The following is a 23,837-nucleotide window of genomic DNA, read 5'->3' on the forward strand; positions in this document are numbered from 1 at the left end:
GACAGAAAAAGGCTTCCCGGACAGCAAGGAAATCCGGGAAGCCTTTTTGCGTATCGTTAAGAAATTATGAAGGAAAGCAGCAGTTACATTCAGCCAGCCAGATCGTCTTCTGCCGGCAGTTCCGGTCCGGTCAGAGCGTACGGATCGAGAATGTCGTCGAGCTGTTTCTGTGTCAGCAGTTCGTCTTTCAGAACCAGAGAAGTAACACTCTCGCCCGTCTTCAGCGATTTCTTTGCAATCGAGGCCGCTTTCTGGTATCCGATATACGGGCAGAGCGCCGTTGTGATGCCGACACTCTTCGAAACGAGATCCTCGCATCGTTTCTCATTTGCGGTAATGCCGAGAATACAGTTCTTCACAAGCGTATTCACAGCGCCTGTCATCGAGGTGATGGAAGAGAACAGGGAGTAGAAGACAACCGGCTCAAACGCGTTCAACTCCATCTGGCCAGCCTCAGCCGCCATCGTGATTGTGGTGTCGTTTCCGATGACATGGAAGGCAACCTGTGTCACAACCTCCGGGATAACCGGGTTGATCTTGCCCGGCATAATCGAGGATCCGTTCTGCATCGGCGGCAGGTTGATCTCGCCGAATCCGGTCCGCGGTCCGCTGGACAGCAGGCGCAGGTCGTTGCACATCTTGGAGAGGTTGACGGCGCAGGTCTTTAACGTGTTGGAGATCGTCACAAATCCGTCGAGGTTCTCCGTCGCGTCAAACAGATCGTCCGCCTGCATCAGCGGATAGCCTGTCACAGCAGCGAGGGTCGGTACGATGTGGTGGAGATAGTAATCGGAAGCATTGATCGTCGTACCGATGGCTGTTCCGCCGAGGTTCAGGGTGAACAGCTCTTTTCTGGCGCATTCGATCCGGCGGATATCACGCTCGATCATCGTTGCGTAAGCGTGGAAGCTCTGGCCGAGACGCATCGGAACGGCATCCTCAAGCTGGGTTCTTCCCATCTTTAAAATGTGGTCAAATTCCTGGGACTTATCGAGCAGTGCTGCGTGGAGTGACTCGAGCGCATGCAGAAGATCCGGGAGCAGATCGAGTACGGTCAGTTTTCCTGCACTTGGGATAACGTCGTTTGTGGACTGTGCCATGTTGACGTGGTCATTCGGGTGGACAATGGTATAATCACCCTTGGTGCCGCCCAGGATTTCGATGGCGCGGTTTGCGATGACTTCGTTTGCGTTCATATTGGCACTCGTTCCGGCACCGCCCTGGATGCCGTCAACGATGAACTGGTCTTTTAATTTGCCGGCAATGATTTCATCACAGGCATAGATAATGGCAGCCGCTTTTTCCTCCGGCAGTCTCTGTGCTTCGCGGTTGGAGATGGCAGCTGCCTTTTTTAATTTTCGCCAGATTCTGGATCATGACCGGGTGGATCGACGTTCCCGTGATGGGAAAATTCCGTTTTGCCCGCAGGGACTGTACCCCGTAGTAGGCGTCGGATGGGACTTCAAGGGAACCAATGGAATCTGCTTCAATTCTTGTCTTCATAATAATCTCCTTCTTTCTGCACGCATTGAGTTGTGTATATTGTCTGAAACAATTCTTGCTTTGCCTTTCGATACCGGAAGAATAACACCAGGGCAGAAATTTGTAAATACCGCCGCCGAAGAACTGTGGAATCTTATTTATTTTTGTATTTGATTTTAAATACCAAGGGAAAGAGGCACTTTTACTTATTTTTCGAAAGCAGTTTCCGCGAGGACACGTTTTCGTAGACAAAAAACGGCGAACGTGATATGCTGAACAGTATAAAAGTGAAAAAACAGGAGAGCAGCGTATGAAACATGAAAAAAGCAAGAACGATGCGATGCGCCATGAGCTCGATCACATCGATGCAAAAATCTTGAATCTCCTTCGGGAAAATGCCAGGATGCCGCTGAAAGAAATCGCGGAACACGTATTTTTATCCTCCCCGGCAGTTTCCGCCAGAATTGAGCGGCTGGAGAAGGAAGGCTACATTACAGGATATCAGGTCAAATTAAATCCGGCGCTTTTGGGATATCCGATCAAAGCGTTCATCAACTCGAGGTTGAGCCGGTTCAGAAAAAAGAATTTTATCCCTATATTGAAAAGGTCCACAATGTCGTGGAATGTAATTGCGTTACCGGTGATTACTCCATGCTCATTGAGGGCCTTTTTGTTAGCACCATTGAGCTCGACCAGTTTATCGGCGAGCTGCAGCATTTTGGACGGACGCGGACGCAGATCGTGTTCTCGACCTCCGTGGAGCACCGCCAGGTGACCGCACACGAGGCAGAAGAATAGGCACCGGTCCGCTCCGGCGGCTTTGTGTACCGAAAAAAATGCTTTGCAGGAGAATGCTTTTGTGTTATAGTGATAGAATACACAGAGCATTTTGCGCCCTTTTCGGGACAGTGCTCCAAACGAAAAGATTCGAGGGAGGCCTGACCTTATTATGGAAGAAAAAGAAGTTGTTTCCAAAAATTTTATCGAGCTTGCGATTGACAAAGATCTGGCAGAGGGCGTTTACGACCATGTATGCACACGATTCCCGCCGGAGCCAAACGGCTATCTTCATATCGGACATGCAAAATCCATCCTGTTAAACTACGGTTTATCACAGGAGTACAACGGAGAGTTCCACATGCGTTTCGATGATACAAACCCGACGAAAGAGAAAACCGAGTTTGTTGATTCCATCAAAGCCGATATCCAGTGGCTTGGTGCAGACTGGAAAGATCATCTGTACTACGCATCCGATTATTTCCCACAGATGTATGAGGCAGCCGTAAAACTGATCAAAAAAGGAAAAGCATTCGTCTGCGATCTGTCCGCAGAGGAGATCCGTGAGTACCGCGGAACCTTAACCGAGCCTGGAAAAGAGAGCCCGTACCGCAATCGTTCCGTGGAGGAAAACCTGGACCTGTTCGAGCGCATGAAAAACGGCGAGTTCGAGGACGGAAGCAAAGTACTCCGTGCGAAAATCGATATGGCATCACCGAACATCAACATGAGAGACCCGGTTATCTACCGTGTAGCCCATATGCATCACCACAGAACCGGCGATACCTGGTGCATCTACCCGATGTACGACTTCGCGCATCCGATCGAGGACGCCATCGAAGGCATTACCCATTCTATCTGTACGCTGGAGTTTGAGGACCACCGTCCGCTGTACGACTGGGTTGTACGCGAGCTGGAATATCCGATGCCGCCGCGCCAGATTGAGTTTGCAAAGCTGTATCTGACTAACGTGGTTACCGGAAAACGTTACATCAAAAAGCTGGTAGAGGACGGCGTGGTAGACGGCTGGGATGACCCGCGTCTCGTATCCATCGCAGCACTCCGCCGCAGAGGCTTTACACCGGAGTCCATCAAGAAATTCGTAGATCTGTGCGGTGTATCAAAAGCAAACAGCTCCGTTGACTATGCGATGCTGGAGTACTGCATCCGCGAGGATCTGAAGCTGAAAAAAGCCCGTACCATGGCAGTCTTAAATCCGGTGAAACTTGTCATCGACAACTACCCGGAAGACCAGATTGAGATGCTGGAAGTACAGAATAACCTCGAGAATCCGGAGCTTGGCAGCCGTCAGGTACCGTTCGGAAGAGAGCTGTACATCGAGCGCGAAGACTTCATGGAGGAGCCGGTCCGCAAATACTTCCGTATGTTCCCAGGCAATGAAGTCCGCCTGATGAACGCATACTTCGTCACCTGCACCGGATGCGAGAAAGACGAGAACGGAAATATCACCGTAATCCATGGAACGTACGATCCGGAGTCCAAGGGAGGAAATTCCCCGGACGGAAGAAAAGTAAAAGGAACGATCCACTGGGTAGCAGCAAAGACCGCCGTCAAAGCAGAGTGCCGTCTGTACGAAAACCTGATCGACGAGGAGAAGGGCGTTTACAACGAGGATGGTTCCATGAACCTGAATCCGAATTCCCTGACCGTATTAAAAGAGTGCTATCTGGAGCCGTCTTTAAAAGATGCGAAAGCATACGACAGCTTCCAGTTTGTCAGAAACGGATTCTTCTGTGTAGACGCAAAAGATTCCAAAGAGGATGCGCTGGTGTTCAACCGTATCGTATCCCTGAAGAGCTCTTTCAAGCTGCCGGCAGCGAAATAAATAAGAATTTTGAAATGGAACAGAGCAGCCGCCTGGATGAAACCGACATCCCAAGCGGCTGTTCTTTTTGTCAGGGAGATGGGAAGATGAATGAATTGACGATTTCGCTGGATCCGCATCGGAAGACACCGCTCTATGAGCAGATCTACGGTTTTATCCGCGAGGAAATCCGCGGCGGACGGATCCGTGCAGGGGAGCGGCTGCCGTCGGCGCGGGCGCTTTCGGGCTATCTGTCGGTGAGCCGGAGTACCGTGGATCTGGCGTATGAGCAGCTGGTATCCGAAGGGTATCTGGAGAGTGTGCCGTGCAAAGGCTACTTTGTCTGTGAAATTGAGGGGCTGTACCGCCTCGATGAAAAGAAAGAGGAGACAAAAGAGGATGATGCCGCGGAACAGATGCCGTTCCGCTACGATTTTGCCGTGACCGGTACGGCGCCGGGCGGATTTCCGCAGAACAGCTGGAAGAAGATCTCGAAAGAAGTCCTGCTGGACGCAGATGACAGCCTGTTCCAGCTCGGGGATGCGAAGGGCGAGCACGGTCTTCGGGAGGCAATCCGCGACTATCTGCACCACGCACGCGGCGTGAACTGCCGCACGGAGCAGATCATCGTCGGAGCGGGAAATGATTATCTGCTGATGCTGCTTTCGGTGATCTTAGGGCGTGGCCATAAAGTGGCGATGGAAAATCCGACCTACATCAGTGCCTACCGCTGTTTTGCGAAGCTTGGCTATGCGATGTGTACGATTTCGATGGACGAAGCGGGCATGCGGCCGGCGGAGCTGGAAAAAAGCGGGGCGGATCTGGCGTACATCATGCCGTCGCACCAGTTCCCGATGGGCATGGTCATGCCGATGAAGCGGCGGATGCAGCTCCTTGCGTGGGCATCGAGGGAAAATGGGCGGTATCTGATTGAGGATGATTACGACAGTGAATTCCGCTACAAGGGCCGCCCGATCCCGGCACTGCAGGGCAATGACACAGAGGGAAAAGTGATCTATCTTGGAACGTTTTCGCGGGCGATTGCGCCGTCCATCCGCATCAGCTACATGGTGCTGCCGGAGACGCTGCTGCCTGCCTACGAGGAGAACGGAAGATGCTTTTCCGCGACAGTTTCGAAGACGGACCAGAAGATTCTGGAAGAGTTTATGCGGAGCGGCGCGTTCGAGCGCCATCTGAACCGGATGCGTGCACAGTATAAAGGGAAACACGACCTGCTGATCCGGCTTCTGAAGGAGTTTGGGCGGGAGTACACGGTGTCCGGCGAGAATGCGGGCGTCCATGTGCTGGTCCACCTGCCGAGAGGACTCTCCGAAGCGGAGGCGGTGCAGCGGGCAAAAGAGGATGGTGTGCGCGTGTACGGGCTGGAACGGTACTGCATCGGCGCTGCCGCAGATCCCGCACAGGGCGGCACAGTGCTGCTTGGGTACGCCGGGCTTTCTGAGGAGGAGATTGCAGAGGCAGCTGCGATTCTGAAAAAGTGCTGGAATGCGTGAAAAAAGATATGAAAAAAACGGATTGCTTCGCCAGTAACAAAAACTGACGGAACAATCCGTTTTTACTGTTTGATAGAGAGTTACAATGCGGACAGGATCAGCAGCCCAGCTCTTCGGTCAGCTCGCAGATCTCATCGATGATCGATCCAATCGTCTCGATCGTATCGAGAAGCGGTGCATCCGTCGAGATATCAACGCCGGCCATTTTTGCCAGCTCTTCCGGTGTCTTCGTGCTTCCGGCGGTCAGTACCTTTTTCCAGTCATCGACAGCGGTCTGGCCTTCGGTTTCGATGCGCTTGCAGACCTGTGTGGCAACGGTCAGTCCGGCGCTGTAGGTGTAGGAGTAAAGTCCCATATAGTAATGCGGCTGGCGCATCCAGGTGAGCGCTGCGTCATCGGAAATTTCCACATCATCGCCCCAGAACTTCTGCAGGGTCTCTTTCATAATGCTGCTTAACGTCTCAGCCTGTACGCTGTCGCCGGCATCGATGAGCTTGTAAACCTCGCGCTGGTAAGCAGCCTCCATCAGATGGGTGACGAAGTTATGATAATATGTGTTGCTGATCATACAGCTTAAAACCCAGCGGCGGAACCGTTTGTCCGGGGTCGTTTTCAGCAGATAATGAGCCATAAGAAGCTCGTTCATGGTAGACGGCGCCTCGACAAAATAAGAGGAAACCTCGGTATCGAGAATCGCCTGTGCGCCGTTGCAGAGACGGAAATGGCCGGCGTGGCCGAGTTCATGCGCCAGCGTGAAAACATCTGCCATGCGGTTATTCCAGCTTAAGAGAATAAAGGAACCTTTTCCGTACGGGCTGGCACAGAAGCCGCCGGTGGATTTTCCCTGGTTCTGTGCAAAGTCAACCCAGCGTTTTTTGTAGGCCTCCTGAATCATGGAAACGTAATCATCACCGAGAATGGCAAGACCTTTTTCGATGTACTGTTTTGATTCCTCGATCGTGACAGACGGATCGTACTCCGGGTCGACGGCGATTTTCAGATCGGCGAAGGTCATGCGGTCAAGGTTGTGGACCTTTTTCAGCAGGCGGGCATATTTGCGCATATGCGGAGCCAGGCGGGTGGTGATGAGATCGATCTGGCGGTTGTACAGCTCACGGCTGACCTGCTGCGGGAACAGCAGAGAATCGATGACGGAATCGAAGCCGCGCAGCGTGGCCATGGTCTTTTCTGTCTGCAGCTGGGCATTGTAAGCAGCTGCCGTTACATTTTCGTACTGTCTGATTTTTGCAGAAAAGGCGGAGAATGCACTGCGGCGGATATCGGTGTCTTTTTCGTACTCGTAATTATCCTCAAACAGGGAGTAGCCGAGCGGATATTCTTTTCCGTTTACGGTGAAAGAATCAAATTTCATATCGGCAAGCTTTGCCATGTTGTAGATCTGGTACGGAGCCGAGAAGGTCTGGGACAGAGCGGAAATGGCACGCTCGGTTTCCGGGCTCAGGCGGTGTGCCTTGTTGCGGAGAATCTCGGCGAGATAGCAGCGGTTCGTATCTGACTGCTGCATGGCCTCGTTCAAAACATCCTTGGACTGTTCGGAAAGCTCGCTCTCGATAAAGGTGAGACGGCTGAAAATCTCAGAGATCAGGCTGTTGATGCGGTCGTTGCGCGTCTGGTTTGCACTGTTGTAATAGTCGACAGAAACGGCGAGATCGCAGTAGTTGGCGGTCAGTGTGATCAGACGGTAGACCTCCTGGTAATCGTCGAGGCAGTGGTTGATCGTGGCTGCATCGGTGAGGTTTCCTTTGTAGGATGCTTCCATAGAAAGACTTAATTCTTTCATTTTCTGCGCATCAGCCAGCATGGCCTCCTCGGTTGGATAAATTAAAGACAGGTCCCAGGTAAGTTCTACAGGAACGTCATCGCGTTTTGCAAGTTCCATAACAATCTCCTTTCCATAAAAAAGGGGAGGTTTCCCTCCCCAGGAATTACTTCCTTATGTTTCTATATTCTGTTTTTGGGTTTTATTCTGCGGTTACTTCGCTTTCTTCCTGCGGAGAAACTTCACGATCCGCAGCAGACGGTGTTTCTTCTGCGGCGCCTGCAGTTTCTTCTGTTGTTTCTTCCTCGCAAGAATCCGCTTCATCATCGCCAGATTCCAGATCCGGTGCAGCATCCTCCGCACCTTTCGTTTTCGGAAGGGTCGTATAAGTACGTTCAGCAGGAGCAGGCTCTTCCTCTTCAAATTCGTCTTTAAAATCGTCAAAATCTGTTTCAAGATCTGCTTTTCCTTTCCGGATAAAATAGACTGCCGCACCGCAGGCTGCGCCGACAGCGGCAGAAGCCAGAGTAAGCAGAATACGTTTTGATTTTCGTGACATCTCGATTCAAGTCTCCTTTCAAATGCCGTCCTTTGAAACTATTGTAATACAGTTTTAACAAAAAAGAAAGTAAAATCTTACAGAATTCGGAAAAAGTGCCAAAGAAAACAAGAAAAAGAAGGTTTCCTGACACAGAAACAGAATCAGGCAAGGATAAACTTACGAAGAATCTCCGCCACGCCGCTGTGATTGCAGTCGTTTTCCGTGATATAATCGGCACTCGCCTTTACGGCATCGGTCGCATTTTTCATGGCGGCACCGACGGCAGCGGCCTCGATCATCGAAATATCATTTTCCTGATCTCCGGCAGCCACGGTGTTGGCAAGCGGAATCTGAAGAAGCTCGCAGAGTTTTTTCACGGCATGGCCCTTGGAAACGTGTTCCGGGACATGCTCGAGGTAATGCGGGCTGGAGTAGAACATCGAAATTTTTCCTTTTGCCCACGGCTCCATGGCAGCGCGGTAAGCGTCCATTTTTGCACGGTCGTGGAGATCAATCACGATCATCTTGCACGGCTCCTTGGCGAGGTGTTCCGGCAGAAGCGGATCCTCCACGACGGGAATGTGGATTGCCTGCGTGTAAATACGCGTTTCCTCGCCCACATGGCGGCAGAGAAGAGAGGTGTCGGAGTAGGTGTGGCAGTAGAGGCCTGCCTCCTGCGTTTTTTCAAAGATCACGCGTGCATATTCGAGCGGAATCGTGCGGCGGTACAGCGTTTTCTTTGCCGCGCAGTCGTAAATCAGTCCGCCGTTGAATGCGATGGCATAGCAGCCTTCGCGGTCGAGTCCGAGCTCTTTTAAGATCGGCAGAAAGCCGGAGAGCGGGCGGCCGGTGTTGAACACAATTTTGTGGCCGGCAGCAAGTGCCTCTGAAATGGCATCCATGTTTTCTTTTGTCACCTGCTTTTCGGAATTCAGCAGGGTATCATCCATATCGGTAAAAAATATTTTCACAGTCTGATTCATATTCTCTTTTTTTCCTTTCCAAGAATCTGAAAAACAGTTTCATTTTAGCATAAAGTGCCGGAAAAGAAAATATGGTTGCGCAGGGAAAAAATACAGGATATAATGATTGCGGACAAGAAGAGAGAGAAGAAAGAAAATCGAAGAACAAAAGAGACAAAGAAGGGAAGTCAGAATATGATAAAAGCTTGTATCTTTGACCTGGACGGCACCATCGCAGACACTGTAGAGTCGATTGCGCACGCAGTAAACCGCGTTCTGGAACATTTTGGACTTGTGCCGCGCCCGGTAGAAGCCTTCAACTTTTACGCCGGAGACGGTTTCGATCTGGCAGTGGAGCGCGCTTTAAAAGACGCCGGAGATGCAGAGCTCAACTATCTGCAGGAGGGCATCCGCCTTGGCCGCGCGTGGTTCAACGAGGACCCGCTGTATCACGTAAAACCGTATCCTAATATGCGGGAAACCCTGACCGCGCTGCGGGAAGAAGTTCCGATTGCCGTATGTTCCAACAAGCCGCACGAGGCGGCCATCCACGTCGTGGAGAGCGTGTACGGACCGGGCTTTTTCAACCGGATTCAGGGGCAGACCGCAGAAATCCCGAGAAAGCCGTCTCCGATCGGTGCGCTCGCGATTGCAGACGCACTCGGCGCCAGACCGGAAGAGTGCCTGTACTTTGGCGATACCAATACGGATATGCAGACCGGAAACGCCGCAGGCATGTTTACCGTTGGTGTGACGTGGGGATTCCGCCCGCGCCAGGAGCTGATCGACAACCATGCGATGGAGCTGCTCGACCGGCCGGAGGAAATCTTAACGCTTTTTCACAGAAAGAATCAGGAAAAATAAAACGAACAGAGGAGAAAACCAGAATGGGAGAATATACTGAAGAATGCATCAACACATTTTTAATGAATCAGGGCCAGTTATTCGACGAGCCGGTGGCTGAAAATTACGATGAGGCAGAGGCCTTTCTGGAGGACTGCCTTGCAGTCGTTGCCGACAATCTGGACGACGTGCGCGCCTACATGGAAGAAGAGGGCATGGACGTGGAAGAAATGTCGGATGCAGAATTAGAAGAGCAGAGCGAAGTCTTTGCCCTGCCGGACGGACAGTATCTGATCGTGATGGGATAAAAAACGAGAGGAAATTAAAAAAGAATGAAATATGATGTCATTATTATCGGCGCAGGCCCGTCAGGTATTTTCTGTGCCTATGAACTGCTGAAAGAAAAACCGGATCTGAAGGTGCTGATGATCGAAAAAGGACGTTCGATCGAGAGCCGTCAGTGTCCAAAGAGAAAAACGAAAAAATGCGTGAACTGCAAACCGTGCTCGATCACAACGGGATTTGCCGGAGCAGGCGCATTTTCCGACGGAAAGCTTTCTCTTTCCCCGGATGTCGGTGGAAATCTGCCGGAGATTTTAGGATATGAAAAGACGGTTGAGCTGATCCATGAGTCCGACCAGATCTATCTGGATTTCGGCGCAGACAAGAATGTTTACGGTGTCGATAAAGAAAAAGAGATCCGTGAGATCCGCCGCAGAGCGATCAACGCCAACCTGAAGCTGATCGAATGTCCAATCCGCCATCTCGGAACTGAGGAGGGCTACAAGATTTACAGCCGCCTCGAGGATCACTTAAAAGAGATCGGCGTGGAAATGAAATTCAACACGATGGTCAATGATATTACGATCAAGGACGGCCGTGCGACAGCTGTAACACTTGAGGACGGAACGGTTTACGAGGCAGATGAGATTGTCTCCGCAGTAGGTCGCGAGGGAGCCGACTGGTTCTCACATATCTGCAACGGCCACGGCATCGAGACCGAGGTCGGAACCGTCGATATCGGTGTCCGCGTGGAAGTCCGCGACGAGGTCATGGAGTTCCTGAACAAGAACCTGTACGAGGCAAAACTCGTTTACTATACCCCGACTTTTGACGACAAAGTGCGTACCTTCTGTACGAACCCGTCCGGTGAGGTGGCAACTGAGTATTATGAAAACGGTCTGGCAGTTGTAAACGGTCACGCCTACAAATCCCAGGAGTTCAAGACAAACAACACGAACTTTGCCCTCCTGGTATCCAAGAACTTTACGAAACCATTTAAAACCCCGATCGAGTACGGCAAACAGATCGCACAGCTTTCCAACATGCTCTGCGACGGCAAGATCCTCGTTCAGACGTACGGCGATTTCAAACGCGGAAGAAGAACGACAGAAGAGCGTCTCTGCCGCAATAACCTGATCCCGACCTTAAAAGATGCCGTTCCGGGCGACCTTTCCCTGGTATTCCCGCACCGTATCATGGTCGACATTGCCGAGATGATCGAAGCCCTCGACAAAGTAACACCGGGTATCGCCAGCGATGAGACACTGCTGTACGGCGTAGAAGTCAAATTCTATTCCAACAAAGTTGTCGTAGACAAAGACTTCTGCACCAGCGTCAAAGGCCTCCGCGCCATCGGCGACGGCGCATCCGTAACCCGCGGCCTCCAGCAGGCAAGCGCAAACGGACTGTCGGTTGCGAGAAGCATTCTGAAAAGCATGAAATAAGAGAGAACGAAAAAAGATCCTTCGTCTGTGAAATGAGACGGAGGATCTTTTTTTGCGCCGGAAAGAGGGGTGTTTCAGATTATATGCCGTACAGCTTCCGGAACTGCTTCGGCGTTGTCCCGGTCTGCTGGCGGAAAACCGAGATAAAGTAGCTGACATCGCGGTAGCCGCAGAGGGCGGCGATGCCGTCGAGCGTAGTGTAGGGACGGCTGATGAGAAGCTCCTTGGCGCGGCTGATGCGCAGAACGCTGATGTACGAGCGGACAGAGCTGCCGACAAAACGCTGGAACAGGCGTGTCAGATACTGCGGCGTGATATGGAGCTGTTCCGCGAGATCATCCACATTGAGCGGGTCGGAAAGATGACTTTCGATTTCCTGCATTGCCGGGCGGACATACTGGAGATACAGCGGATGCTCCGTCCGGGAAAGGCCGGTGCGGAGCTGGGAAAGGCGTGTCAGGAACTCAAAGCATCCGACGGAGAGCGCAGCATCGTCGATGTCATTTTTCAGAAAATGTGAGTCGATTATGCGGTCAATCCATTCCTGAAACCACGCGCCCTCTGAGGCCGGAACGAAAAGATACGGCGAGACGGCACAGATTTTATAGAGATCATCGGAGAGCTTTCCGTCAAAGGTCAGAAAGGATGTAAACCACATCCCGCTGCCGTCGTTTTCGCGGTATTCATGCGGCACATGCGGAGCAATCAGAACACCGTCACCTGGTTTCAGCAAAAGTTTCTGGCCTCGAGGGTCAGCAGCCCTTCGCCGCGTTCCGTCTGGATCCAGTGATATAAGGGGAATCCGTTCGGGCGCACAACGGGCTCCTGCAGCCAGCGGTTGCCGATGCTGTCAGCGGAGAGGGAAAAATCGGAGGCGGATGGTTTAAAGAAAATAGGCATAACAGTCAGTTCCTTTCTGAAAGAAAAGTCTAAAATAAGATTCCGGAATGAGTTTCGAAAATTCATACTTTTTAGACAAGCATATCATACTTTTCTCACAAAGACCAGTATATAATAGAGCCATCAAAACGAGATATCCAAACACAGGAGGAATCAAAAAAATGCAGCCAAAATTCAAAAAAATGTTATACGGAGGAGACTACAACCCAAACCAGTGGCCAAAAGAGATCTGGGATGAGGATATGAAACTTTTCCATCAGGCCGGCATCAACAGCACCACGATCAACGTATTTTCCTGGGCAAAAATCCAGCCGTCCGAGAATGAGTACGACTTTACAGAGCTCGATGAGATCGTAGACACCCTGACAAAAGAGGACGTCCAGATCGTCATGGCAACATCCACCGGCGCACTCCCGGCATGGATGGTACACCGTTATCCGGAAGTGGCAAGAACCGATTTCGAAGGACGCCATCACAAATTCGGTCATCGCCACAATGCCTGCCCGAACAGCCCGGTTTTCCAGAAATATGCAAAGCGCCTGGCAGAAAAACTGGCAGAGCGTTACGGCGACAACAAAAACATCGTCTGCTGGCACATCAGCAATGAGTACGGCGGCGAGTGCTACTGCGAGAACTGTGCAAAAGCGTTCCGCGTATGGCTGAAAGACAAATACAAAACACTCGATGAAGTCAACAAGGCATGGAACATGGAGTTCTGGGGCCACACCATCTACGACTGGGACGAGATTGTACCGCCGAACGATCTGGGAGACGGAATGCCATGGGGAAGCGGCACTGCATTTGCAGGAATGTCCCTCGACTACATGCGTTTCAACTCCGACGGCATGCTGAACAACTACAAAATGGAGCGTGACGCGATCCGCAAATACGACAAAGAAACCCCGATCACCACAAACCTGATGGGAACGTACAAAGGCCTCGACTACTTCAAATGGGCAAAAGAAATGGATATCGTATCCTGGGACAACTACCCGAGCTACAATACACCATGGAGCCACGTAGCTATGACCCACGACCTGATGCGCGGCCTCAAAGACGCACCGTTTATGCTGATGGAGCAGACTCCGAGCCAGCAGAACTGGCAGCCGTACAACTCCTTAAAGAAACCTGGCCAGATGCGCGCACAGAGCTATCAGACCGTTGCACACGGCGCAGACACGATTCAGTTCTTCCAGCTGAGAAGAAGCGTCGGCGGATGCGAGAAATTCCATGGTGCTGTTATCGCACACGCAGGAACCGCAGATACCCGTGTCTTCCGTGAGGTAACCCAGCTCGGAAAAGAACTGGAGAAAATCGGAAGCCGTGTGATGGGCTCCGAGAACCACGCAAAAGTCGGCATCATCTTCGACTGGGAAAACTACTGGGCACTGGAGTACACCAGCGGACCGAACCGCGATTTACGTTACGTAGACCAGATCGAGCAGATGTACAATTACTTCTATAACAAGAACATCGCTGTCGATATGATCCCGATCGACGCGGACTTCTCCAAATATGACCTCGTTGCAGCACCGGTTCTCTACATGGTAAAAGACGGTGTGGCAGAGAGCCTGGAGGCTTATGTACAGGCAGGCGGAACTCTCATCACCACCTACATGAGCGGTATCGTCGGACAGTCGGACAACGTTCATCTCGGCGGATACCCGGGACCGCTCAGAAAAATGGCAGGCGTATGGGTAGAAGAGATCGACGCTCTTGCACCGGAGCAGAGAAACAAGATCCGTTTCGCAGACGGAACCGAGGAAGAGTGCCGTCTCGTATGCGACCTGATGCACCTCGAAGGAGCTGAAGAAATCGCACAGTATGAGAGCGATTTCTATGCAGGTATGACTGCTGTTGCAAAAAATCGGTTCGGAAAAGGAACCGTATATTATGTCGGAACCGACCTTTCTGAGAGCGGCCTTGCAAAAGTTCTTGCTATGGCAGCAGACGGCGCAGCCATCCAGCCGGTGATTGGAGAAGCAACAGCACTCGAGATCACAAAACGCCAGGCAGACGGCGAGGATCTGTACTTTATCATCAACTTCAAAGATGAGGAGATTCCGCTTCCGGTAGTCTTCGACGGAAAAGAAGATATCCTGACCGGCGAGAAAGTACAGGGCGGCGAGATGCTGAAGAAATACGATCTGCGGATTGTCAGCGTTCCGAGAGCATAATATAAAACATATTGTATAGTAGAAAGATAACAAAAAAGACACAGCAGGAGGCAGAAAGATACTTCCAGCTGTGTCTTTTTGATGCTGTGAATTTATGCGGGTGCTTAGTGGGAAAACGAAGCCCGTGCGACGATGTTCTCCATCTCGCCCCATTTCTCCTCCATATCCGCTACAAGCGCAATCTGTGTCCGCGCACGTACGAGGTTGTGCTCCGGGTAAGCGGTTTTGAAGTAGGTATCGCCCATCAGGTAATCGGCGAGAAAACGGATGCCGCATTCGAGGGTCATTAATTTTGCACCCATCGGCAGCATTTCGACTTCCGCGCGGGTCAAAGAGCCTGCGCAGCCTGCGAGAAAGCCTTTTGTATAGCTCTCAAAGAGAGGAAGGGAAAGAGACACCTTAGAGACATCCTGTTCGTCCTCAGCGGCCGTATTCGCGCCGAAGCGGATGGAATCGCCGAAGTCAAAGATCGACAGTCCCGGCATAATGGTGTCTAGGTCGATGACGCAGATGCCCTCGCCGGTTTTGTCATCAATCATAATGTTGTTCAGCTTCGTATCGTTGTGCGTTACGCGGAGCGGCAGCTCGCCCGAGGCCTTCATGCGCTCGGCTACGCCGTAATCGTCTGCGTGGTCGAGGAAAAACGCCATCTCATCCGAAACGTTTTTCAGCCGTCCTTTCGGATCCGCCTGTGCCGCCTGTAAAAGCGCCTGGTAGCGGAGCGGTGTGTTGTGGAAATCCGGGATCGTCTCGAAAAGAGAGGCGGACGGAAAATCGGAGAGCATCTGCTGGAAGCGGCCGAAAGCATTACCGGTCTCGTAAAACAGCTTTGGATCTGTCACGGCATCATAGCAGGACGCATTGGAAATAAAGAGAAATGCGCGCCAGAATTCTCCGCGCTCATCGACGAAAAACCAGGCATCGTCTGTCGTCGGAATCAGGTTCAGCGTTTCGCGGAATGGATCTCCTCCTGCGGCTGTGATTTTTTTCCGCAGAAATGATGTTACCTGTGCAATATTCTGCATCAGCTCCGTTGGATTGTGGAAAACGGTGCGGTTCATGCGCTGCAGAATCGATTTGCGGAGGACGCCGTTTTCGGTAGAGCGCACCAGAAACGTATCGTTGATATGGCCGTTCCCGTGCGGCGTCCAGTCTGTAATCGTTCCCGGGAAAGCAAATGCGTGGACAATGGAAGAGAGTTCTTCCTGTGTGTATGTAATCATCATGGGTATAAACTCCTTATTTTAATTAGAAAAACCTGATTAAGTAAAGCACACGCAGGGCGAAAAGTCAAGAAAAGGGCGCGAAACGATTGACAACGAGCGGCATTTCCGACTATAATAGACAGTAATTTAAGAAAAAACAAAACCTAAAATGCAGTGACAGGGAGGAGTACCTGGCGGCGCAAAGCAAAGAGAGGAGATGGCTGGTGAGAATCTCCGTGAGCGTGCCTGCGGAAGTAGCCCTCGAGCAGTGGACTGAACAGAAAAAGCGGACAGCAATGTTTTCCAAGTAGGCTCCAACGTAGTTCCCACGTTACCGGGATGCCGTATCGGATGAAAAAAGTTAAATCCTGTACGGAATGAGCAGAAGCGTATTCTTCTGGAATTCAGGTGGTACCGTGGATGGAAACATTCTCCCTGAACGTAAGGCACAGAAAAGGTGTTTTATGTTCGGGGATTTTTTATGCAGCAAATTTAGAACAGGAGGTTTTCATATGAAACAGATTACAGGAAACAAACTTCTGGTAAAGGCTCTGAAGGAGGAGGGTGTCGAGTATCTCTTCGGTTATCCGGGAGCCTGCACCATTGATATCAGCGATGAGCTTTACAAACAGGATGAAATCAAAATCGTTCTGCCGCGCCACGAGCAGGCGCTGGTGCATGAGGCGGATGCCTATGCGAGAACGACAGGAAAAGTCGGCGTATGCCTCGTTACCAGCGGCCCTGGTGCAACCAACCTGGTCACCGGTCTTGCAACGGCAAACTACGACAGCGTTCCGCTTGTCTGCTTCACCGGACAGGTAGCCCGCCACCTTATCGGAAACGATGCATTTCAGGAGGTTGATATCGTCGGCATCACCCGCAGCATCACGAAATACGGCGTGACCGTCAGAAACCGGGAAGACCTTGGACGCATCATCAAAGAAGCCTTCTACATCGCCCGCACCGGAAAACCGGGCCCGGTTCTCATTGACCTTCCAAAAGATGTCATGGCAGAGCTCGGCAGCGCAGAGTATCCGAAGAACGTCAACATCCGCGGCTACAAACCGAACACCAGCGTACACATCGGCCAGTTAAAACGTGCGCTGAAAATGCTCGCAAAAGCAAAACGCCCGCTGTTCCTTGCCGGAGGCGGCGTCAACATCGCACATGCGCAGGAAGTGTTCCGCGAAGTGGTCGAGAAAACACAGGTGCCGGTTGTCACAACCGTTATGGGACGCGGCGCGATCTCCACGAAACACCCGCTGTTCATCGGAAACCTTGGCATGCACGGCGCGTATGCGGCGAATATGGCAGTCGGCGAGTGTGATCTGCTGTTCTCGATCGGAACACGTTTCAATGACCGTATCACCGGAAAGCTGCATGAATTTGCCCCGCACGCGCAGATTGTCCACATCGACATCGACACAGCTTCGATCTCCCGAAACATCCACGTCGATATTCCGATCGTAGCCGATGCAAAAGAGGCGATCACGAAGATGACAGAGTACGTAGAGCCATGCTCCACATCGAAATGGCTTGCCCAGATCGATGCCTGGAAGAACGAGCATCCGCTGACGATGCGCCCGAACGGCGTGATGGGACCGCTCGATATTTTCAACGCGATCAACGAGCAGTTTGACGATGCGATCATCGTCACCGACGTCGGACAGCACCAGATGCTGACAAGTCAGTACGTCGACATTACCGAAAACCGCCAGATCATCATGTCCGGCGGCCTTGGAACGATGGGATACGGCCTTCCGGGCGCGATCGGAGCAAAAATCGGCAACCCGGACAAACCGGTCATCGCGATTTCCGGTGACGGCGGTATGCAGATGAATATTCAGGAACTTGCGACTGCCGTTCTCGAGGAGCTGCCGGTTATCCTGTGTATCTTTAATAATGAATACCTCGGCATGGTACGCCAGTGGCAGAAACTGTTTTACGGCAAACGGTACAGCATGACGAACCTGCGCGCCGGTGCACTTTCCCGCAGAACAGACGGAGAAGAGTACCCGGAATACACGCCGAATTTTATTAAGCTGGCTGAGAGTTACGGCGCAAAAGGCATCCGCGTCATGAAGAAAGAGGATATCGCCGCAGCGTTTGAAGAGGCGAAGAAAAACACCAAGACTCCGACGATCATCGAATTTATCATCGATCCGGAGGAGATGGTTTACCCGATGATCAAACCGGGCGGAACGCTTGAAGATATGATTATGGACTGTTAGGAGGAGAGCGCGATGAATAAAGGAATGAAAAAAAGATGGATTTCACTGTACGTAGAAAACCAGGTTGGTGTCCTTTCCAAGATTTCCGGGCTTTTTTCCGCAAAAAGCTATAACCTGGACAGTCTGACCGTCGGAACGACCGAGGACCCGACTGTATCGCGTATGACGATCGCCACGGTCAGCGATGATGAGACGTTTGAGCAGATCAAAAAACAGCTGAACCGCATGGTCGAGGTCATCAAAGTCATCGACTTCACCGACGTGTTTGTGCGAATGAAAGAGATTCTGTATATCAAGGTATTCAACTGCAGCGCAGCTGAAAAAGTCGAGCTGTTCCAGATCGCCGAGACGTTCAAGGCGAAGGTCATCGACTACGGAAAAGACAGCCTGCTGCTCGAGTTTGTCCAGACGGCGACGAAAAACGATGCGGTTGTGAAGCTGATGAAAGAGGAATTCGGCAAGATCGAGGTCGTGCGCGGCGGAAGCGTCGGCATCGAGTCGATCAATGTGATGGAGCGGTAAAAGAGAGGACGTTTTTGCGTGAACGAAAAGAGTATTACCACAATTACGTTAAAAAAGATTAATAAGAAAAGTGTGTATCAGTACATCTATGAGCACCGCCAGACGGCGAAGCAGCAGATTGTGCAGGATCTGACGATGGGGCTTTCGATGCACAGCGGAACGCTCGAGCATATCTGCATTGACCCGGAAGGGCCGGAGTGCTACTGCGCTTCTTTTTATTGAAGAGTTTCTGCAGTCGGAATTTTAATTTTTAATTATAGAATTTCAGGGATAGAAAATCCGGGAACGGAAAGTTTTACATTGCTTTCCATTCCCGGATTTTTTCTGTTTTTTATCAGTGTTCGTTTTTAGATAAACATCGCATAAATCGACGCTCCGACCACAGTCAGAATACCTGCAACTGCAATCGAAAGGCTGCTCATCGCGCCCTCGACATCGCCCATCTCCATGGCCTTCGCCGTACCGATCGCATGGGAGGCCGATCCGATACTGATGCCCTTTGCAATCGGCTCCTCAATGTGAAACAGCTTGCAGAGCGTCTCCGCCAGCATATTTCCCAGCACACCCGTGATGATGATAACGGCGACCGTGATCGTCACCGCACCGCCGAGCTCTTCCGAAACACCCATGCCGATGGCCGTTGTGATGGATTTCGGCAGTAGTGTTACATACATTTTATGATTCAGATTGAAGATCAGCGCCAGCGCGAGAACCACGGTAAGGCTCGTCAGCACGCCGGAGAGAATACCGGCGAGGATGGCTTTGATATTCTTTTTCAATGCCTCCATCTGCTCATACAGCGGAATCGCAAGGCAGACCGTTGCAGGAGTCAGCAGATAGCTCAAGTATTTTGCACCGTCATTATAATTCTGATAATCGATATCGAAAACAGCAAGGAATACAATGACGACTGCAATGGAAATCAGCAGCGGATTGAAAATCGGAAGCCCAAATTTTTTCTTTAACAGCATGCCGAGCTCATACGCCAGAAGGCTGATGACAACGCCGAAAAATGCAGATTCACAGAGCGTATTTGTCATTTTGCGTCCCCTCCTTTGTGTTTCTTTTCCAGCCGGATAACCGCCTGTGTCACGCGTCCGGACACAATCATAACGACGATGGTGCTGACGAGCGTAATCACGAGAACCGGAACGAGAACGGCTTTTAATTCACCCCAGGATTCCATCAGGCCGACGCCCGCCGGAATGAACATGACCGGCATGATCTCAATCATAAACTTGCCTGCGTCCTCGACGGTATCAAGTTTTAATGCCCCCGTCATCAGAAGCGCCAGCATCAGCACAAGGCCGTAGATACTTGCCGGAATCGGAAGCGGCAGCACGGCGTGCAGGATTTCTCCGACGAACGAAACCGCCATAATTACAAGGAACTGTCTTAATAATTTCACTTTTTCTGTTGTCCTTTCTCCCCATAACCCACATAACATCACTCCTTCTCAATGTCACGACCCCGATTATACTACCCGCATAAAAGAATTTCAACCGTAAATGTTACTGCAATTTTGGCTATTTTTGCCAAAAAAAGCAAAAAAATGCTCGCCAATCAAACGAAAAAGTGAAATCGGTGGGCATTTTAACATAATTTTTTGAGTTGATCCGATACGGAACTTTTTAAGCATTGTTTTCGGCATTTTTCCGATCCGGCAGAACGAAGATAAAGATCAGCGAACTGACAAGCAGCATGCCCGGATAGAAGAGGTTTGCCATGATTTCAAAGGCGGAGAGCTCATATCCCAGTTCATGCACCGCGGAAATCGCCACGAGCATCTGCGCGCCGTATGGCAGGATGCCCTGTGAGATGCAGGAGAAGGTATCGAGGAGCGATGCCGTTTTCCGTGGGGTGATGCCGTAGTCCTCGGACATCTGCTTTGCGATCGGGTTTGCCATGACGATCGCGACGGTGTTGTTTGCGGTCGCAATGTCGAGCAGCGCGACGAGAATGCCGACACCGAGCTGGCCGCCCTTTTTTCCGCGGAAGATTTTGTGAATGGCACGAAGCAGGACAGTAAAGCCGCCGTTTTCCCGGATCAGCGCGCACATCGCAGCGACAAGAATCGCAACCATACATGTCTCAAACATACCCGAAGTGCCGCTTCCCATGCTGGAGAGCATATCCCAGAGCGTCGTCTGTCCCGTACCGAGCATGATAACGGCACCGGAAGCAATACCGATAAGGAGTACGACAAACACCTGAATGCCCGCGATGCCGCCGATCAGCACGAGCAGGTACGGAACCATCTGCAGCAGATGGTATTCGTGGACGATCGGTGTGCCCGGCGCCTGTCGGAAGGAGATTACAAGGATCAGCGCCAGCGCGGCAAGAGCAGCCGGGAGAGCGATCCAGAAGTTTTCGCGGAACTTGTCTTTCATCTCGCAGCCCTGTCCGTTGCAGGCGGCGATTGTCGTGTCGGAGATGAAGGAGAGGTTGTCGCCGAACATGGATCCGCCCATGACGGAGGCGACGCAGAGCGCCAGCGAAAAGCCGGAGGTCTCGGCAACAGCAGCGGCGATCGGCACGAGAAGCGTGATCGTTCCGACGGAGGTTCCCATGGCCGTGGAGACGAAGCAGGCAACGACAAAGAGCACAGCGACGGCATACTTTGCCGGAATCCAGGAGAGCATGAAATAGGCAACGCTCTCTGCACTGCTCCTTCCGACAACGCCGACAAACGTGCCTGCGGCGAGGAAGATCAGCAGCATTGTGATGATGTTTTTGTCCCCGATGCCCTGTCCCATGAGAGCGAGCTTTTCTTCAAACGGGACACTGCGTTCTGCAGACAGGCGACGAGGATCGCTGTCAGAAACGAGACGACGATGGGGATGTTGTAGAAGCCCATCGGAATTTTTAAAATATACTCGGAATAAATGCCGAACCCCAGATAAAACACCAGAAAAACGGCGATCGGGAGCAGGGCGGATGGCTTTCCTTTTTTCATAGAAATAAATACCAGACCTTTCGTGTGATTTTCCTTATTTTTTAATAGGGCGAATAGAATTATTCTATCATCTGGATCAGAAATCGTAAAGTAAAAAAGCAGGAAAAAACACGCCGGACATCTGGTAAATTCCAGAAATCCGGCGTTTTTTATAAGAGGTGCGTTTTGCTGTGCCTGTGCTTTATTATTTTGCGAGGAGCATCATAATCTGATTACTTCTGCTTACGAATTTTGTCATCTCGTCCGGAGAGAGCGGTTTGTGGCTGATCATTGCCAGATCATACAGCTGCTCGCAGAACAGGGATGTGTTGCCGTTCTCGCCATTCTCCAGAATGTACTGAACGAGCGGATGTTTTGCATTCAGGATCAGGGTTTCCTGTCCGCCGAACATGGACGGATCCATGCCGGTCATGCCGTACATCTTCATCATATCCTGCATCCGGCGGCTCTCCTCGGAAAGCGTTACCATGGAGGATACATTTTCGTCTTTCAGGTTCTCAACTTTGACGGTCAGATCTTTCTTGTCGAGGACTTTGCGGAAGAGATCGGTCAGAGTATTTGTAGCGTCGGTCAGATCCTCACCGGACTCGTCTTTCATATCGTTGGTCAGATCTGCATCGATGCGCTGGAAAGTTACATGCTCGTTGTAACGCTCTGCATGGGTGATGAAAGCGGAGTCGATGTTGTGTTTCAGGATGACAGCATCCATGCCCTGACTGCGGAACATGTTGATGTACTGGCTCTGCTGAACTTCGTCGGTGACGTAGTAAACAGTCGTTTTTTCCGGCTCTTTCTTCTCGTCAGCGTTTTCCGTATTTTCGGTATTCTCCGTAGTTTCAGCCTTCTCTTCGGTGTTCTCTGCAGGAGCTTCTTCTTTCTTATTCTCGTTGATGCAGTCCTCAAGAGTCAGATATTTTCCGTCGATGTTCTTGAACAGAATATAGTCCATCATCTTCTTGGAGAATTTCTCGTCCTTGATGCATCCGTATTTGATGAATGGGTTGATATCATCCCAGTATTTCTCGTAATTCTCGCGGTCGGTTTTGCACATGCCGGAGAGCTTGTCAGCGAATTTCTTGGAGATGTACTCGGAGATCTTCTTGACAAATCCGTCGTTCTGCAGTGCGCTTCGGGATACGTTCAGCGGCAGATCCGGGCAGTCGATGACGCCTTTTAAGAGCATCAGGTATTCCGGAATGACTTCTTTGATGTTGTCGGCAATAAATACCTGGTTGTTGTACAGCTTGATGGTTCCCTCGATGGAATCGTACTCGGTGTTGATACGCGGGAAGTAGAGGATACCTTTGAGGTTGAACGGATAGTCCATGTTCAGGTGGATCCAGAACAGCGGCTCGCGGTAGTCGTTGAAGACTTTGCGGTAGAATTCTTTATAATCCTCATCGCTGCACTCGTTTGGATGTTTGGTCCACAGCGGGTGGATATCACTGATGGAAACCGGGCGTTTGTTGATTTTTACTTTCTCTTTGGCCGGGGAAACTTCAACCTGCTCTTTCGTTCCGTCTTCTTTTTCTTTCTCTTCGTATTTTGCGTCCTCGTGGATGTGCTCTACGACAACGTCGTCATCTTTTAATTCGCTTTCATCGATGGTCTCGTATTCCTGCGGCGCATTTGCTTTGGACAGGAAAATTTCAACCGGCATGAAGGAGCAGTATTTTTCCAGAACTTCGCGGACACGGTATTCGTTTGCGAATTCCAGGCAGTCCTCGTTCAGGAACAGAGTGATTTCGGTACCAACAGTTGTCTTGCTGCCCTCGGACATATCGTACTCGGTGCTTCCGTCACAGGTCCAGTGTACCGGGGTGGATCCTTCTTTATAGGAAAGAGAATCGATGTGAACTTCATCTGCTACCATGAAAGCAGAGTAGAAACCAAGACCGAAGTGGCCGATCATCTGATCTGAATTCGTTTTGTCTTTGTATTTCTCCAGGAATTCGGTAGCGCCGGAGAAGGCGATCTGGGTAATATATTCTTCGACTTCGTCTGCGGTCATACCGATACCGTTATCGATGAATTTTAAGGTTTTCTCATCCGGGTTTACAATCACCTGAATGGCTGCTTTGTAGTCATCCGGCAGAGTATATTCGCCCATGCCGTCGAGTTTTTTCAGTTTGGTGATGGCATCGCAGCCGTTGGAAACGAGCTCGCGGACGAAGATATCGTGGTCGGAGTACATCCATTTTTTGATAATCGGGAAAATATTGTCGCTGTTGATTGAAAGATTTCCATGTTTCGCACTCATGAGAAACACACTCCTTTTCTTATAAAAATATTTTGATCCAGCAAAGCGGGGATATCATGCTTTTTTAGATGTCTGCAGCTTTTTTACTGCTCTGATAGTTATAGTAATACTGGCACAGGGAAAAGTCAAGGAAAA

The 23,837-nt window shown here is 51.0% G+C and carries 18 protein-coding genes, 3 pseudogenes and 1 other annotated feature; of the genes and pseudogenes, 10 read left to right on the top strand and 11 right to left on the bottom strand.

The features are described 5' to 3' along the window. Positions 1 to 89: 89 nt before the first annotated feature. Positions 90 to 1,503 (bottom strand): annotated as a pseudogene (locus DXA93_RS13195) (aspartate ammonia-lyase). Between the two features lie 319 nt (positions 1,504 to 1,822). Here DXA93_RS13195 and DXA93_RS20680 point away from each other — a divergent pair. The 3 genes and pseudogenes from DXA93_RS20680 (at position 1,823) to pdxR (ending at position 5,598) form a co-directional block, all read left to right on the top strand. Further along, positions 1,823 to 2,280, top strand: a pseudogene (locus tag DXA93_RS20680) (Lrp/AsnC family transcriptional regulator). Between the two features lie 151 nt (positions 2,281 to 2,431). Then, the gene (locus DXA93_RS13205) at positions 2,432 to 4,105 is read left to right on the top strand and encodes a glutamine--tRNA ligase/YqeY domain fusion protein (RefSeq protein WP_022463080.1); all 1,674 of its coding nucleotides are present in this window, start codon (positions 2,432 to 2,434) and stop codon (positions 4,103 to 4,105) included. A gap of 86 nt (positions 4,106 to 4,191) precedes the next feature. Next, complete coding sequence (gene pdxR / locus DXA93_RS13210) at positions 4,192 to 5,598, top strand: MocR-like pyridoxine biosynthesis transcription factor PdxR (RefSeq protein ID WP_055267548.1); 1,407 nt, start codon at positions 4,192 to 4,194, stop codon at positions 5,596 to 5,598. 97 nt (positions 5,599 to 5,695) lie between these two features. Here the strand turns inward: pdxR and pepF are convergent, their stop codons facing one another. From pepF to DXA93_RS13225, 3 genes are all read right to left on the bottom strand, one after another. Next, entirely contained in the window at positions 5,696 to 7,498 is a 1,803-nt protein-coding gene (pepF, locus tag DXA93_RS13215; RefSeq protein WP_199709573.1) for an oligoendopeptidase F, read from the bottom strand. An 82-nt stretch (positions 7,499 to 7,580) separates the two neighbouring features. Next, positions 7,581 to 7,937, bottom strand: coding sequence for a hypothetical protein (locus tag DXA93_RS13220; protein ID WP_118601413.1), 357 nt, complete (start codon positions 7,935 to 7,937; stop codon positions 7,581 to 7,583). Between the two features lie 143 nt (positions 7,938 to 8,080). Next, positions 8,081 to 8,902: a Cof-type HAD-IIB family hydrolase gene (locus tag DXA93_RS13225; RefSeq protein ID WP_119208550.1), complete on the bottom strand. Its 822-nt coding sequence runs from the start codon at positions 8,900 to 8,902 to the stop codon at positions 8,081 to 8,083. Positions 8,903 to 9,076: 174 nt separating this feature from the next. Here DXA93_RS13225 and DXA93_RS13230 point away from each other — a divergent pair, with 174 nt between their 5' ends. The 3 genes from DXA93_RS13230 to DXA93_RS13240 are packed head-to-tail and all read left to right on the top strand — an operon-like array spanning position 9,077 to position 11,451. Beyond that, a complete protein-coding gene (locus DXA93_RS13230; protein WP_055221324.1) occupies positions 9,077 to 9,745 on the top strand; it encodes an HAD family hydrolase in 669 nt (222 codons plus the stop codon). A 23-nt stretch (positions 9,746 to 9,768) separates the two neighbouring features. After that, positions 9,769 to 10,032: a hypothetical protein gene (locus DXA93_RS13235; protein WP_055221292.1), complete on the top strand. Its 264-nt coding sequence runs from the start codon at positions 9,769 to 9,771 to the stop codon at positions 10,030 to 10,032. Positions 10,033 to 10,056: 24 nt separating this feature from the next. Continuing rightward, a complete protein-coding gene (locus tag DXA93_RS13240; protein ID WP_055267487.1) occupies positions 10,057 to 11,451 on the top strand; it encodes an NAD(P)/FAD-dependent oxidoreductase in 1,395 nt (464 codons plus the stop codon). Positions 11,452 to 11,530: 79 nt separating this feature from the next. Here DXA93_RS13240 and DXA93_RS13245 read toward each other — a convergent pair whose 3' ends face one another. Together DXA93_RS13245 and DXA93_RS18640 are read right to left on the bottom strand one after the other, a co-directional pair. Beyond that, positions 11,531 to 12,184 carry a helix-turn-helix transcriptional regulator gene (locus DXA93_RS13245; RefSeq protein ID WP_243038167.1) on the bottom strand — a complete coding sequence of 218 codons (654 nt, stop codon included), beginning with the start codon at positions 12,182 to 12,184 and terminating at the stop codon, positions 11,531 to 11,533. Beyond that, on the bottom strand, positions 12,178 to 12,351 hold the full coding sequence (locus tag DXA93_RS18640) for a hypothetical protein (protein WP_243038166.1): 174 nt from the start codon (positions 12,349 to 12,351) through the stop codon (positions 12,178 to 12,180). The genes DXA93_RS13245 and DXA93_RS18640 overlap by 7 nt, the downstream gene beginning before the upstream one ends. Before the next feature lie 161 nt (positions 12,352 to 12,512). Here DXA93_RS18640 and DXA93_RS13250 point away from each other — a divergent pair, with 161 nt between their 5' ends. After that, positions 12,513 to 14,528 carry a beta-galactosidase gene (locus DXA93_RS13250; protein WP_055267491.1) on the top strand — a complete coding sequence of 672 codons (2,016 nt, stop codon included), beginning with the start codon at positions 12,513 to 12,515 and terminating at the stop codon, positions 14,526 to 14,528. Between the two features lie 104 nt (positions 14,529 to 14,632). Here the strand turns inward: DXA93_RS13250 and DXA93_RS13255 are convergent, their stop codons facing one another. After that, on the bottom strand, positions 14,633 to 15,754 hold the full coding sequence (locus DXA93_RS13255) for a phosphotransferase enzyme family protein (RefSeq protein ID WP_118640276.1): 1,122 nt from the start codon (positions 15,752 to 15,754) through the stop codon (positions 14,633 to 14,635). Between the two features lie 144 nt (positions 15,755 to 15,898). Continuing rightward, positions 15,899 to 16,174 (top strand) — a binding site (T-box leader). Between the two features lie 71 nt (positions 16,175 to 16,245). Here DXA93_RS13255 and ilvB point away from each other — a divergent pair. The 3 genes from ilvB to DXA93_RS18010 are packed head-to-tail and all read left to right on the top strand — an operon-like array spanning position 16,246 to position 18,708. Further along, complete coding sequence (gene ilvB, locus DXA93_RS13260) at positions 16,246 to 17,964, top strand: biosynthetic-type acetolactate synthase large subunit (protein ID WP_055267495.1); 1,719 nt, start codon at positions 16,246 to 16,248, stop codon at positions 17,962 to 17,964. A 12-nt stretch (positions 17,965 to 17,976) separates the two neighbouring features. Further along, positions 17,977 to 18,486 carry an acetolactate synthase small subunit gene (gene ilvN, locus DXA93_RS13265; protein WP_055267497.1) on the top strand — a complete coding sequence of 170 codons (510 nt, stop codon included), beginning with the start codon at positions 17,977 to 17,979 and terminating at the stop codon, positions 18,484 to 18,486. 18 nt (positions 18,487 to 18,504) lie between these two features. Then, the gene (locus DXA93_RS18010; protein WP_055227113.1) at positions 18,505 to 18,708 is read left to right on the top strand and encodes a hypothetical protein; all 204 of its coding nucleotides are present in this window, start codon (positions 18,505 to 18,507) and stop codon (positions 18,706 to 18,708) included. Between the two features lie 125 nt (positions 18,709 to 18,833). On the opposite strand, the gene DXA93_RS13275 is transcribed toward DXA93_RS18010, so the two are convergent. From DXA93_RS13275 to htpG, 4 genes and pseudogenes are all read right to left on the bottom strand, one after another. Beyond that, complete coding sequence (locus tag DXA93_RS13275) at positions 18,834 to 19,526, bottom strand: LrgB family protein (protein ID WP_119208551.1); 693 nt, start codon at positions 19,524 to 19,526, stop codon at positions 18,834 to 18,836. Further along, positions 19,523 to 19,894, bottom strand: coding sequence for a CidA/LrgA family protein (locus DXA93_RS13280; protein ID WP_117509759.1), 372 nt, complete (start codon positions 19,892 to 19,894; stop codon positions 19,523 to 19,525). Before DXA93_RS13280 ends, DXA93_RS13275 begins: the two co-directional genes overlap by 4 nt. A gap of 223 nt (positions 19,895 to 20,117) precedes the next feature. After that, positions 20,118 to 21,442: pseudogene (locus tag DXA93_RS13285) on the bottom strand (Na+/H+ antiporter NhaC family protein). A 184-nt stretch (positions 21,443 to 21,626) separates the two neighbouring features. Continuing rightward, positions 21,627 to 23,702, bottom strand: coding sequence for a molecular chaperone HtpG (gene htpG / locus DXA93_RS13290; RefSeq protein WP_118595597.1), 2,076 nt, complete (start codon positions 23,700 to 23,702; stop codon positions 21,627 to 21,629). Between the last annotated feature and the right edge of the window lie 135 nt (positions 23,703 to 23,837).

Origin of the sequence: Blautia sp. OF09-25XD, assembly GCF_003482095.1 — a bacterium.
GTDB lineage: Bacteria > Bacillota > Clostridia > Lachnospirales > Lachnospiraceae > Fusicatenibacter > Fusicatenibacter saccharivorans.